The sequence below is a fragment of the Myxococcus sp. AB036A genome (assembly GCF_006547355.1).
Lineage (GTDB): Bacteria > Myxococcota > Myxococcia > Myxococcales > Myxococcaceae > Myxococcus > Myxococcus virescens.
Genome location: NZ_VHLC01000023.1, coordinates 26515 through 39790, shown reverse-complemented (window position 1 = coordinate 39790; position 13276 = coordinate 26515). Strand labels below are relative to the sequence as shown.

The following is a 13276-nucleotide window of genomic DNA, read 5'->3' as shown; positions in this document are numbered from 1 at the left end:
CGCGCGGTGCACTCCGCTCGCTTCGTCGCGAGTGGTCCGCCCCGCGCCTGACCCGCGGCACGTCCCTAGGGGGACACCATGACGACCCAGACGCAGAACCCGAACGCGCTGCTGCCCGAGTCGCAGCGCGGTCCCGCCGAGCGCCTGCTGGACCTGGTGCTCGGAGGCTCCGCCCACCTGTGGCACAACCGGCCTGGCCTGGATGTGAATGGCACCTGGCACGCGGCGGCGCACGCCACGCCGTTCCAGCGTGAAAAGGGGCGTCCGGTGAAGCCGGGCCTCTTCGTGCCCGCCGCTGTGAAGCTCTACCGGCAACTCCTGGACATCTACCGGCTCAACGCGGAGCTGATGGCGCACTTCGCGTCGTACGCGCTGACCCAGACGGACTGGCGCGACCTCAAGGTCGCGACGTGCGCGCTCATGCTGGTGCAGGAGCACGCGGGCCAGCCCGTGCGCGACGAACAGGGCGGCGTGGCCTTCCACGACGACGACTGGCGAGCCATTGGCGAGGCGATGGTGCTCCACTACGAGCGCAAGTCGACGCGCATGCTCACGCCCAAGGCGGTGCTGCGCGTGGCGGAGCTGCTGGAGCATCCGGAGATCGCTCGGCTCAACCGCGAGGCTGGCTTTGGTGACCCGGCGTCCCGAAAGGCGCCGCTGGGCCGCTGGAAGCGCGTGGCATCGAAGTGGCTGGCTGCGCGTGAGGCCAACATGCCCATGCTCCAGGGCCTGGTGAAGGCGGGCTACAAGGAGACGCTGAAGAAGCTGGCGCGCAAGGCGGGCTACAAGCCGCGCGCGCAGGGCTTCTTCGAGGTGCTCGGCTGGAAGCAGAAGCAGTCCGCGCAGGGCCACCGCGAGGTGGGCCTGAATGGGCTGACGCTGGTCAAGCGCGAGCGCTTCGACGGCCTGTCGGAGGCGGAAATCTGCGAGTGGATCGACCTGGAGCGCCTCTCCTACAAGGAGGTCGTGGGCCGGCTGCCGAAGGACGTGGGTCTCACGCCGGCCATCATGGCGGCGCTGCTGCCCTCGCTGTCGGACCGTGACCTGCGGCTGATGACGCCCACGCTCGAGGAACTGGGCCTGCTGACGGACCCGGCCATCCGCGCGCGTTGGGAGAAGGCGGTGCACACGGCCACGGACCAGCGGGCGCTGAACATCGCGAAGAACGTCCGCAGCGCGGTGCTGCGACGCAAGCTGGAGGAGGCCAGCGACAACGCGGCACGGCAGGCGGTGGCGGAGGCGACGGCGGAGACCGACGTGCGGGTGATGTTCCTCATCGACAAGTCGGGCTCCATGGAGGGGGCCATCGAGAGTTCAAAGGAGGCGCTGTCGCGCATCCTCGCGGGCTTCCCGATGGACAAGCTGCACATCGCCGCGTTCGACACCCTGGGCACGGTGCTGCGTCCCAAGGCCGCCAACCGCATCGCCGTCCAGCACATGCTGGCGGGGCTGCGGGCGTCGGGAGGGACGGTGCACGCCTCCGCGCTGTACGCGTTGCATCGTGACGGCGTTCGCGTGCCGGAGGACGCGAAGCTGGTGGTCATCGTGGTGGGAGACGAGGCCGGAGAGGCAGGCGACCAGTTCGCCCGGGCATTCCGCGACCTCCGCATCCCGGTGTCGGCGATGGCCCTGCTGGTGTCGGTGGCACATGCGCGGGGCTCGACGGTTCGAACCTGCGCCGCGCAGCTGCGAGTGCCCTTCAGCGAGGTGAACGTGGACCAGTTCGAGGACCCGTACCAGGTCCCCCGGGTGCTCAAGGCGCTGATGGATGCGCCCACGCTGCCCGGAACCGCCCAGTCCGGCTGGGTGGAGCGGGTGATGCGCACGCCGCTGCTGAAGGTGGCGTGAAGCCAAACGCAGTGAGGAAGGAGGAGGCGTCGTGGACTACCGGAAGTTCCTCGGGAAGGTGGAGTCGGTGGTGCTGCCGTATCTGGGCGGTGGCACCGTGGATTCCGCCTCGCGACGCCTCCGTGTCACCACCCCGGTCACCCCGGGGTGGTGGCGCTTCGATGTGAAGGGACGAGACGCCACGCCGCGTGAGCCCTCCGAGCCCGAGTGCCTGGAGGCGCTGCCGCGCGTCCGGGGCCATGCCTGGGGACGCCGGCTGGTGCGAGAGGGCGCCGTGGCGGAGCCCCTGGAGCTGATGCCGGAGGAGGAGCCGCCGCGCCTGGCGCCGGTGAGCGCGCGCCGATGGTTTGACGGCACCCTGCTCTTCGAAGGCGTGGATTTCGAAAGCGAAGCCGAGGGCGCGGCACGCCTCGCGCTGGAGCAGAACCAACCCCTCGCCCACATTCGGGGCGTGAGTGCCCCCCTGCGGGCCGCGTTTGGCTACGCCCTGCTGGAGCGTGTCTCGCGCGACGTGGGCATCCGCTTCGCACCCGCCGAGGTCCGAGGCCGGATACTCGCGGTGGCGGAGGGGGGCCGCGTTCCGGCGGAGGATTGCCTGCGGCGTCTGAACCATGAACGTGAGGCCCAGGCGGTGCGGACGCGACAGGAGCGAGAGGACGCCGAGCGGCGAGCCCGGTCCGCGGAGTTGGTTGAGGAAGCCCAGCGACGCATGGCCCGTCTGGCGACGCGGGGCGTCCGCGGGAATCCGAGGGAGGACGGCATGCAGCGCGCACAGCAGGCGCTGCTGAACGCGGGCGCGCGTCCGCTGGACCTGCGGCGGCTCGCGGGCCAGCGATTGGAGGTGACGTATGCCTTCATGGGGGAGCGCTTCGTCTCCATCGTCGCGGCGGACTCGCTCCAGGTCCTGGACGCGGGCATCTGCCTGGCCGGTGCGGACGGAGATGTCACGCTGGAGAGCCTGCCATCCGTCATTCGCGAGGCCATTGAAACGGATGTCCTGGTGGTGACCCGGCATGCCTGAGGAGACGGCCATGTCCACACGAGAGGTCTGCCTGCTCATCGGCCACGGCGGCGAAGTGCTGTGGTGCGACGCGTCCGACAGCCCGAATCAACTGCCCGACTCACGCGCCCGCTGGGAAGCCATCTGGCGGCTGCGTGACGTCCTTGAAGAGGTGGCGCACAGCCACCCCGACGGACCACTCGGCTTCTCCGCCGAGGATGAAAGCACCATGGCCGCGCTCACCTCCGCACTCGGGAAGCCCCTGCGCTTCTCCGTCGTGGCGCCCGAGGGCATGGTGGCGCGCCTGCGAGGCCGAGACGTCCTGGTGGCGGCCGAGCCCTGGTGGGCCGAGGCGCTTCGCAGCGCCTCCGGCATCCGCCACACCCCCAGCGGCCTCGCTTGAGTCTTCAGACGGTGCGCGTCCACAGGTCGCGGATGTCCGGCGGGAGCTGGCCCATGACGTCCTCGGACTCCCCTTCGGTTATCTGGTGGCGGACGGCATCCATCACCGCGCGAACCACCGGCTCCACCGCGTCCGGATGAAGGCTCAGGTCCTCCCCGACCCGACGCAGAAGGTGCTCGCGGTGGAACTTGGGAGGCAGCTCTTCCTCGTGCTTCTCACAGCGGTGCAGCAGCAGGGTCAGCTTGCGAGGAAGCTGGTCCTCCAGGTCGCTTGCCTCCTCACTGAGGATTCGCTGTTCCAAAGCGCAGAGGACGGACACCGCGGCCTTTTCGGCCACGGCGGGCGACATGCCGCCTCGCTCGCACAGGTGCTTGATGAAGGCCGCGTACGTCTGGCTCGTGCGTGACTCGTGCCGCAGCCGCCTGCGGACCTCGATGGGCGTATCCCGGCGGCTGGTCTGACGCTCGCTGCCCTGCGGAGCGCCCTTTCCCTGCTCACGGTCATTGGGCATGGGCTGTCCTTCCTTCATGAAATGGCGTGTGCGCCTCACGGTGCCCACGCCATCCAGAAGGAGCACGACATAGCGGTACGAAAGCCGTGCCGCCGCCTCCCCGCTCGCTACGCGGCCTTGCTGCGCACGTACGTCTCGAAGAGTTCCCCGAAGAAGAAACGCCCGAAGCGGGCGAGCGCGGCCAGCCGCTGCACCGTGCCCTGGGCATGAAGCACCCGCAGGGTGGAGAGCTGCACGGCGAAGTCCTTGGCGTTCAGCCGCAGGTAGCCCCGGAAGATGCAGGGCCCCGAAGCGTCCTCGCCACGGTAGATGGACACCAGGAGCCGCGTGGTATCCACCCACAGGTCCGGACCGTCGTCGTCATGGACGTCCTTGTAGCCGTCGACGAAGAAGCGCTCGCCGGACTCGGAGACCAGCGGGAGCTGGTAGCGCATCCGCCGCCCGCCAGGACGAGCGCCCTCGTGGGTCATCAGGTGCAGCACGCCCTGCTCCACCGTCATCGGACGGGAGGACAGCACGGGCGCCACCACGCAGCCCGACAGCTGCATGGGATGCAGCGGATGCGCGAGCGTCTCCTCCAGGTCCCGTGAGTCCACCGTGACAATGAAGCGGAACGGCGACGTATCCCTGCGCGCGGGGTCCCCGGCTCGCAGGAAGTCCTCGTCGGCCCCCGCGGAGATGTAGCCGTACATGGTCTCGGTGAACTGCACGGCCAGGGGCTGCGTGGGCCGCGGCCCCGGGGCCTCCGGAACAGGCGAATAGTCCACGCTCCAACCGTGCCGCCGGGCCATCAGCGCCACGGTGCGCTCCGCTACAGCGGAGATGGTGAGCAGCGGGTTGATGCCCAGCGGCCTCGGAATCACGGAGCCGTCGCTGACGTAGAGGCCCTCATGGACCTCCGTGCCCTCGGCCCCCGCGAAGACGCGGCCCTCGTGGTCCACCACGCCCTCCTCCGCGCGCTCGCCCATGGCGCACCCGCCCAAGGGATGGGTGCACAGCAGTTCGTGGCCGGTGAGCTTGTTCCAGAGCGGATTGCGCACGAAGGTTCCGCCCAGCGCCTCCGTGGCGCGGCGCAGGCGTTCATCCACCCGCGTGAAGACGGCCTGCCTCCCCGCGTCCGGCCAGTGGACGCGGACCCGGTCGCCCGACAGGCGCAGTTCACCCGCGCCGTCATCATGGGACATCACGAGGAACGTCTGCGTGTTGCGCATGGCCCCGTGGTACGGGCCGCGCACGGCACTGTCCGCGATGCGCGCCAGTTCCCCAACCCGGTCGATGGCGCCCCGGTCCGTGTCCTGCCCGGCGATGGCCGACGCAGCGGCGAGCAGCGCCGTCACGGGGCGCGCGAGCGCGGCGGGGATCGCGCCGTTCTCGATGATCATGCCGTCTTCCTGCCGCAGCGTGGCCCGGTCATCGATGATACCGGTGATGGTGGGGCCCACGGGCTCGCGCCCCGCGGAGGGCGCCTCGCCCAGACCCACGCCATGGACAGGGACGTCCGTGTTGTAGCCGAACGCCATCACGTCCCCGTTGTTGCTGAAACGCTGGCCCAGACGCCCGGAGAGGGACAGCCCCAGCGCCTTCGAGCGAAGCAGGAGCTCCGCGGTGCCCATGGTCCCCGCCGCGAGGATGACGCGGTCGGCGGTCAACCACAGGTCTGGCGCATCGAACCGCTCGCGGCCGGCGTTCATCGGCCGGTAGTACACGCGCCACCGGGCACCATCGCGCGCCAGGTAGCGCACGCCCACCTCGGTGAAGAGTTTCGCCCCATGGCGGTGCGCGTCCGGCAGGTAGTTCATCAGCACGGAGTTCTTCGCGCCGAAGTTGCAGCCCGTCATGCAGTCACCGCACAACGTGCAAGCGCCCTGACGCACCCCCGCGGCGTTGACGCCTTCCTCGAAGGTGACGGTCAGGGGTGGCCGGCGAAAGGTGCCGCCCAGCTTCTCCGCCGATTTCGCCAGCGCCGACAGCGTGGCCAGCGGCGGCGCGGACTCCGGATAGGGCAACGGCCGCAGCATGTGCTCGGCCCAAGCGAAGCCGTCCTCCAGCAAGCCGTCCACGTCGGCGCGGAACGCGTCCGGCCAACGCCCGTCCAGGAACACGCGAGGGTCCGGCCGCATGGCCACGTTGGCATTGATGAGCGACGTCCCGCCCAGGCCGCAGCCCGTGACGACGGAGACGTCCCCGCCCCGGTGGAGCTCGAACAAGGCCGTCGGACTGCCCACATCGCCGGCGGCCTCGGGGTCGAAGTGAACCTGGAACTCGGACATGAACTCGGCGTCCGTGCGCGGGTAGTCACCGGGCAGGAGCTCCCGGCCTCGCTCCAGGACACAGACCTGCTGGCCCGCGCGTGCCAACCGGCTGGCGGTGATGGCCCCTCCGTACCCCGAGCCCACCACCACCACGGCGTAATGCGACGCCAGCTCACTCCAAGGTGACGACAACCTCCGCATTCGCGCTCCCAATGACATCTCCCGCCCTGGCCCTTGCCCCTTTTCGCGGCCTGAGGTGCTACCGCCAGTACGGGCTGGCGGGAAGGACGAACAGGGAGACAGACGCCCGAGCCGCCGTTCCTTGAGGCCCCAAGCGAGGGAGCCACCTCCGGACATAGAGTCGGTTGGGACGGCGGTCAAAATCAGGGGCCGGCACCTACTCCAGTTCGGCGCCCTCTCCGTCGGCGCGACGGAGTGCGTTGACCAGCCGGTGCGCATGCCGCGTGGTCTCCGGCTCGCGGTACTTCGGGCTCACCTTGAGCACCCATTCCACCGCCGTGGGCAGGTCCATCAGGTGGCCCGGGGACACGTAGACGGGCTGCACGCCCTTGCGCGTGCGCACCGCCATGCCCACGACCTCGCCCCGGTGCATGAGGGGCGCGGTGGAGCCTCTCGCCTCGCCCAGCGGTCCATGCGTCCCCACCAGCAGGGACTTGGCACAGCCGATGGATGGCACGCCGAACAGCAACCCTCCGTGACACGCAATCCCCATGCGCCGGGGATGGGCGGTGCCTTGTCCATCGAAGATGACCACATCGGGGCGCACCGTGAGCCGTTCCCAGGCAGCGGCGATGATGGGCAGCTCGCGAAAGGACAGCAGGCCCGGCACGTAGGGAAAGTGCAACGTCACCACGGCCTCAGACTGGGCCACCGGCGCCAACGTCTCCACGTCCAGGACGACGAACCCACCAAACCCGGTGTCCTTCCCCTTCTCCGTGGAGATGTCCGCGCCCGCGATGCGCTCCACCTTCAGCCCAGGGGGCGGCCGGAGCACCAACTGCTCACGCAGCCGACGCTGCAGTTCCACCGCCTCCGAAGGCGTGACGTCCCACCGGCTCACCTCGGGCTGAAGCTCCATGCACACGCAACCTCCACTGCCAATCTGAAGGCTCTGACCTCAAGGGCAACCCATGACGTCCCTTCAGCGTGGACTGGTGAACGGGCCGTGCCCCTTTGGAACCCGCGACCCTCCACGCGCGAGAAGAAACCGCTGAGCCTGTCCTGGCGACCGGCGAGCCCACCGGAGGACCTTGGCCCTACGCGTGCGTGCTCAGCTCTCCGCCCATGCCACGACCCACCCACGCCCGCTTCCGCCGGACGGGCCTTCCCCTCCTGGCGCTCTGTGCATGCCTGGTCGGCAGCGCAAGAACGGAGAGCCCGGTAGGGAGCGACCATGCGCCGCCCCGCCCTCCTTCTGCATCCCAGGGACGCGGACAGCTCTCCTCAGCCGCGCTGGACGCATTGGAACAGCGCATCCTCGGCAAGGGGTGCGAAACGATGTTGCTCGGCGATGCGAAGCGCCGCTTCGTCGAGTCACAGCTCCTCTGCGATGGCCACCTGTCCTTCATCCTCGTTCAGGCGGCGCTGGACGGCCATCCCCTGCCGGACACGCAGCGACGACTGCATGCGCTCCTCGCAGATGCGCTGGGGCGTGCCCGGGCCCCCTTCACGCGCGGTGGGACGGACGTCGTCCTGGGCCACGCCCTGCCACGGAGCATCCTCTACCGAGGCTATGTGCTGCTGATGCTCGCGGGCATCGAACGCGCGGGCATGCAGGACGCTGCGTCCACGGCGCTCTTCGATGCCCTGGCCAGCCAGGTCGTGAAGGCGCTTGAACACCAGTTGCTGCTGCCCAGCTTCAGTACCTCCATCTGGCCGTGTGACAGTGCGCCGGCCGCCGCGGCGCTGCTGCTCCATGGCCGGCTGCGAGGCCATGCGCCCTCCGAGGCCGCGGCGGAGCGCCTCATCGCGCGACTGGTGGAACTGTCCGCCCTGCCCTCGGGCTTTCCCACCCGGGTCGACGCGAAGGGACGCGTCGTGGAGCGTACGCAGCGGGCCACCACGCTCGCGTGGACGGGCGCCTTCCTCGCCATGGCCGCGCATCCCGCTGCGGGAACCTTCACCGCCACCCTGGTGCGGGATTACTGCGCTCGGCCCGCGGGCGCACTCCTACCGCTGGCGGCCTGCCGGGAGTGGCCTCGCGGAGTGAAGGGGAAGGAGGACTCCGCCAGCGGTCCGCTCGTCTTTGGCGGCTACTCCGTGGGCGCGAGCGCGCTGGCCATCGCCGCGACGCGACTCTCCGACGCGCATGGCACGTGGCATGCCCACCTGGTGAACGCAGCACGAGAGATGGGCATCAACGACATCCTGTCACGCCCCGGGAAACGTCCACTCGAAGCAGTCTTGTACGAATGGGGAACCACCATTCGTCCTTGGTAGGTCATGGCCAGACATCGCGCCTTGGAGCGCCATGGCATGTTCAATCACGGACCGCCGTCTCATCCCTCCGGGTTGATTCATGAATAAGCCGTTTTTGATGTACACCCGTTTTACCCATCACAACCATTTTCCTCTGGGTAAAACATGAATCGACACACACTGAAGCTGTTCGTCTCCGTGGGCATGATGTTGCTGATGGGGGCGTGCGCATCGCGGCAGGTGCCCTGCAAGGACCGCACGGCCAGCAGGCCCACGATGGGCCAGAAGCAGACCGGCAAGTTCATCACTGTCCGAAAGAAGATTCCGGGTGAATACATTGTCGTCCTGAAGTCGCCCGCACAAAGCCTGGAACAGGTCGAGGTCCAGCAAGCCACGACGAGCCTCATCACGGCTTACGGTGGCACTGCATTCGCGATGTATGAGAATGCGTTGCGTGGTTTCGCGGCCAAGATGACGGAAACCCAGGCGCGGGCCATGGCGAACGACCCCGCAGTGGACTACGTGCAAGAGAATGGCGTGGTCAAAATCGCCGAAAGCCAGCAGGGTCCCACGTGGGGCATCGACCGGATGGACCAGCGCAAGCTCCCGCTGGACAAGGTCTACACCTTCACCGCGACGGGCCAGGGCGTGCACATCTACATCCTGGACACCGGTGTGCGCTTCTCGCACCGGGAGTTCGGTGGCCGGGCCTCCATCGGCTACGACGCCATTGGCGACAGCATGCGGGGCAATGACTGCAACGGCCACGGGACACACGTCGCGGGCACGGCGGCGGGCGCCTCCTACGGCCTCGCCCGCAACGCGATTGTCCATTCCGTCCGCGTGCTGGGCTGTGACGGATCCGGAGCCACCTCGGGCGTCATCGAGGGCATCGACTGGGTGACCCGGAATCACATCTCGCCTGCCGTCGCGAACATGAGTCTGGGCAGCGACGAGGACCCGGCGCTCGACGACGCGGTCCGCCGCTCCATCGCCGCGGGGGTCACCTACGTCGTCGCCGCGGGCAACGAAGACAACGACGCCTGCAAGCACTCCCCCGCCCGTGCGCCGGAGGCCATCACCGTTGCCGCCACCGACAGCAAGGACAAGCGCGCCACCTTCTCCAACTGGGGGGACTGCGTGGACGTCTTCGCGCCGGGGAACAAGATCAAGTCCTCCTGGCACTACGGTGACCGCGAGAGCCGGGAGATGAGCGGCACCTCCATGGCCACCCCTCACGTGACGGGACTGGCCGCGCTGTTCCTCGAGGTGAATCCCACGGCGAAGCCCGAGACGGTCGCCAATGCGGTGTTCACCAACGCCACCGAGAACACGGTGTCCAACCCGGGCTGGTGCTCGCCCAACCTGATGGCGTACTCGGGCTTCATCACCGCGCTCCCAGGGTTGCCCGTCGTGCAGCTCAAGGACTTCCTGCCCAAGCCCGCCGTGGTCAGCAGCAGCGAGCCGCGGTAGGCGTCTTCCCTGGCGGCCCGGCTTCCCGTGAGGGGAGCCGGGCCCCGGTTGGCAACACCGCTGGCCGGTATCGTCAGGAGCCTGCCCCCATCGCCGTCCCGGCGTGAGTCCCACGGGGCGCACCCTCGCGCTCCGCCGGGCGCGTGAGGAGGCGCACACGACGATGGCCACGCTCAACATCACCTACGACGGAATGTCCGCGGACGTCCCGGTGGAGCTGGACGGCCCCGTGCCGGACACGGACATCCGCCGCATCGCGACGGAGCTGGTTCGTTCGGGCGGAGTGCCCGGCCTTCACCTGAGCCAGCTTCGCGACGACGCGTTCGCCCACTTCGTCGTCGACCGGTTCCGGGGCGCACGGGGTGAGGAGCGCATCTACCTGCGTCCCAAGGTCCCCTTCGGGGCCCGGTGAGACACCGCCATGCGAATCCTCTTCTGTGGCGTGGGCGCCATCGGCTCCACCGCGGCGGTGCTGTGTCGCAACCTGGAGGCCACCCTGGTCTTCATCGACTTCGACCGGGTCGAGTCCAAGAACCTGCTCGCCCAGGCCTACGTGAAGCCCTCCGTCGGGAAGAACAAGGCCGAGGCGCTCAAGCTCCAACTCCTCAACCTGCACGGGGTGAAGGCGGAGTCCCACGGCGTGCGGCTCACCCGGGACAACGCGGAGGCTCTCTGCGGTGGCGCGGGCCTGCTGGTGGACTGCATGGACAACCAGCACAGCCGGCAGGTGCTCATCGACTACGCGCGCCGGACGGGAAAGCCGCTTGTCCACGGCGCGGTGAGCGCGGATGGCACCTTCGGGCTGGTGCGCTGGGATGAGCGCTTCACCCCGGATGCCGAGGATGCCCAGGGCCAGGCCACCTGTGAAGGAGGCGCACACCTCCCCTTGCTGGGGCTGCTCTCCGCGACACTGGCCCGCGCCATCCAGGACTTCGTGAAGCACGGTACCCGGCGTGATTCGCTGGTGAACCTGAGTTCGGTCCTGTCCCAGTGACTCACGGGCGCGTGCGCCAGACTCGGCGCCGCTACGCGCCTGGCGTCTCGCGAAGTGACGATTGAAGTCCTTGGTGAACGCGCTCTCCGTCTCATCGCCGACGCGGTTCGCGACATCACGGATGGCAGCCGGCTCCGCGGCGAGCGTCGTCGCCTGCGACTCGCAACACGCCGCAACGCTGCGTGCGTAGGAGGTAGAGTTGCCCCCGTCAAATCGGCGACGCTCCTCTTATGCGGCTGACGGAGCGCACCGCCGCAACCTGCGATTCACGTGCTCGGAGGTTCGATGGCGACCGGAGAACTGCTTGCAGTGAAGTTGTGGAACGAGTGGGGGCGCGCCATCGCGGCGAGTCGAGGGCTGACGGCACTCGACCTGTCCGCGCAGGTGCCACTCATTCGCGCCAAAAAGGCGGTCACGCGCGTACTGGTTTCGCTCACCGGCTCGCCGCGAGGGGGACTCGGGGCCGAGCTGCAGGTTCGCTTCGAAAAGAAGACGCCAGTCGAGCTCGAGTTCATGGGCACGACCTACGTGGCATCGAAAGAGCTCGTCATCGCCGAAGGAGCGGGCACCCAGCAGGGGGGGCGCGTCAAGCTGGCTTCGAACGCCCTGAAGTTCACGCTGTGGGCCAACGGGGTGGCCCGTATCATCCCCTCGGTGCTCGAAAAGTCGCCGTTCATGGGGCGCGCGGATCGCTACCTGCGCTGCGGTCGAATCGAACAGCTCGCATATGGGCACGATGTCGAGCTCGGGCCCCTGAGGGAAATCGATGGCAACTTCACCGCCGACGCAGACGAGTTCGAGCTGCTCACCCGGCTGGGGCTCACGTGCACGGACGAAGCCGACAGCAAGAGCACGATCCTCACCCACGAGGAATGGATGGAACGTAGGGACGAAGACTACGCGCGGATGGTCCACACCCCGAAAATCGTTTGGCGCGACGACGACGGGGGCCGCATCGATCCCAATTCGAGCTTGCTCAACGTGAAGTGGGGCTACCGCGGACCGAAGCTCCGGACTGTCTGGTAGCTGTTCAGGCGTGTCTCGTGCGTATAGACGGGATAGAGGCCATGTTGAGGCGCGGCAGGGGTCTGGGCCTGCGAGTCATGTGGAAGCCGGGCGGCCGACGCTACCCCAGCGCGACGATCGCGCGGTCACAGCCCACGTAGACCGTGCCGTCGGCGACGAGCGGTGCGGTCGACACGCGATAGGGAGCCTGCCACCGCCAGCGCTCGGTTCCCTCCCGGAGCGTCCAGGCGTGGACGACGTTGCCGGCCCCCATGTAGACGACGCCACCTGCGATCGTCGGTGAGACTGTATCCTTCGGGGGCTTGTCGAGCGCGACCGACCAAATCTCTTTCCCGGTATCTTGGTCCAGCGCGTGGAGAATCCCGTGATAGCCGGAGAAGCACACGACGCCGTCCGCAACGGCGGGCGTTCCCCACAGCGCGCCGCCCGTCTCATACAACCAACGCTCTTTGCCACTGGCGAGGTCGAGCGCGCGAAGGCACTTCCCCAGACCGGACAGGGCATAAACCGTGTTGCCTTCGATCGCGGGCGCTCCGCCGTTGGCCATCGCACCGGCCTTCGCCGACCATCGCTCGACCCCCGTGGCGCGGTCGAGCGCGACGATGTGGCCCTCGACGAAGTCGCGTCTGGTCCCGACGACGACCTGATCGCGCGTCACGCTGACCGCGGACCCCACACTCTCACCACAGCGTAGCTGCACGCGCCATCGCTCGACTCCCGTCCGCGCGTCGATGGCGACCACCCCACCGAGCCGCGTTCCCACGTAGACGTCGTCGTCGACAACGATTGGCGAGGAGGTCGCCTCGGAGTCACACGAGACGCTCCAGCGGATGGCGTGCGTGCCAAGATCGACGGCGTGACACTGCCCGCCACCGACGACGAAGAGCAAACCATGCGCAACCATCGGATTCGAGATGCTCTCAGAAACGCGCCCCCCGACCCGCACGCTCCAGAGCTCTTTTCCCTTCGCGAGGTCAAGCGCGTAGAGCTTGTCATTGTCGAAGTTCGCGAACAGCACGCCATCGTGGATTGCAGGCGTGTTGCGTGTGGTCGCAAGCGTGCCCGGCTTGAACTTCCAGCGGGCTCGCTTGACCACGAGCGGCCCCGTTCCCTCGAAGTGTCCGGTCCGCGCAGCATTGGCGCCAAAGAATACGGAGCGAGATGAATCCGACATGGGTAGATCCCTTTTAGCAGCCCGGCAGATGGCGTTCGTCGCGACGACCCTCGTCTGGAAGCGGAGGCATCTCGGACCCGTCGCCTTGAGGTTGGCTGCGCGAATGCGCTCGGTCAACTTGGTCTGCCCCCAATTTTCGGACCAGTTGAAGCGTGA

Annotated in this window: 12 protein-coding genes; 8 read left to right on the top strand and 4 right to left on the bottom strand. The window is 68.3% G+C overall.

Going from position 1 to position 13276, the window contains the following annotated elements; genetic code table 11:
• The first annotated feature begins 78 nt into the window (after positions 1-78).
• Genes FL344_RS12290 through FL344_RS12280 form a run of 3 tightly spaced genes read left to right on the top strand, consistent with a single transcriptional unit; the run spans position 79 to position 3251 of the window.
• On the top strand, positions 79-1848 hold the full coding sequence (locus FL344_RS12290; protein WP_141618649.1) for a VWA domain-containing protein: 1770 nt from the start codon (positions 79-81) through the stop codon (positions 1846-1848).
• Between the two features lie 31 nt (positions 1849-1879).
• The gene (locus FL344_RS12285; protein WP_141618648.1) at positions 1880-2869 is read left to right on the top strand and encodes a hypothetical protein; all 990 of its coding nucleotides are present in this window, start codon (positions 1880-1882) and stop codon (positions 2867-2869) included.
• Between the two features lie 10 nt (positions 2870-2879).
• The gene (locus FL344_RS12280) at positions 2880-3251 is read left to right on the top strand and encodes a Mov34/MPN/PAD-1 family protein (RefSeq protein ID WP_225888602.1); all 372 of its coding nucleotides are present in this window, start codon (positions 2880-2882) and stop codon (positions 3249-3251) included.
• Between the two features lie 4 nt (positions 3252-3255).
• Here FL344_RS12280 and FL344_RS12275 read toward each other — a convergent pair whose 3' ends face one another.
• The 3 genes from FL344_RS12275 to nfi form a co-directional block, all read right to left on the bottom strand.
• Positions 3256-3762: a DUF2267 domain-containing protein gene (locus FL344_RS12275; protein WP_194858443.1), complete on the bottom strand. Its 507-nt coding sequence runs from the start codon at positions 3760-3762 to the stop codon at positions 3256-3258.
• Positions 3763-3869: 107 nt separating this feature from the next.
• Complete coding sequence (locus FL344_RS12270; protein ID WP_141618647.1) at positions 3870-6215, bottom strand: GMC oxidoreductase; 2346 nt, start codon at positions 6213-6215, stop codon at positions 3870-3872.
• A gap of 196 nt (positions 6216-6411) precedes the next feature.
• Positions 6412-7119 (bottom strand): deoxyribonuclease V, encoded by a 708-nt coding sequence (nfi, locus tag FL344_RS12265; protein WP_141591576.1) that lies wholly within the window; start codon positions 7117-7119, stop codon positions 6412-6414.
• A 413-nt stretch (positions 7120-7532) separates the two neighbouring features.
• Between nfi and FL344_RS12260 the strand changes: the two genes are divergently transcribed.
• From FL344_RS12260 to FL344_RS12240, 5 genes are all read left to right on the top strand, one after another.
• Positions 7533-8474, top strand: a complete 942-nt coding sequence (locus tag FL344_RS12260) for a hypothetical protein (RefSeq protein ID WP_141618646.1) — start codon at positions 7533-7535, stop codon at positions 8472-8474.
• Between the two features lie 144 nt (positions 8475-8618).
• Positions 8619-9926 carry a S8 family peptidase gene (locus FL344_RS12255; protein WP_141591578.1) on the top strand — a complete coding sequence of 436 codons (1308 nt, stop codon included), beginning with the start codon at positions 8619-8621 and terminating at the stop codon, positions 9924-9926.
• Between the two features lie 163 nt (positions 9927-10089).
• Positions 10090-10338, top strand: coding sequence for a hypothetical protein (locus FL344_RS12250; RefSeq protein WP_026113817.1), 249 nt, complete (start codon positions 10090-10092; stop codon positions 10336-10338).
• Between the two features lie 9 nt (positions 10339-10347).
• Entirely contained in the window at positions 10348-10920 is a 573-nt protein-coding gene (locus FL344_RS12245; protein WP_141618645.1) for a ThiF family adenylyltransferase, read from the top strand.
• Between the two features lie 285 nt (positions 10921-11205).
• Complete coding sequence (locus tag FL344_RS12240) at positions 11206-11946, top strand: hypothetical protein (protein ID WP_141618644.1); 741 nt, start codon at positions 11206-11208, stop codon at positions 11944-11946.
• A 100-nt stretch (positions 11947-12046) separates the two neighbouring features.
• Here the strand turns inward: FL344_RS12240 and FL344_RS12235 are convergent, their stop codons facing one another.
• Positions 12047-13120, bottom strand: a complete 1074-nt coding sequence (locus FL344_RS12235; RefSeq protein WP_228564975.1) for a PQQ-binding-like beta-propeller repeat protein — start codon at positions 13118-13120, stop codon at positions 12047-12049.
• Positions 13121-13276 lie beyond the last annotated feature (156 nt).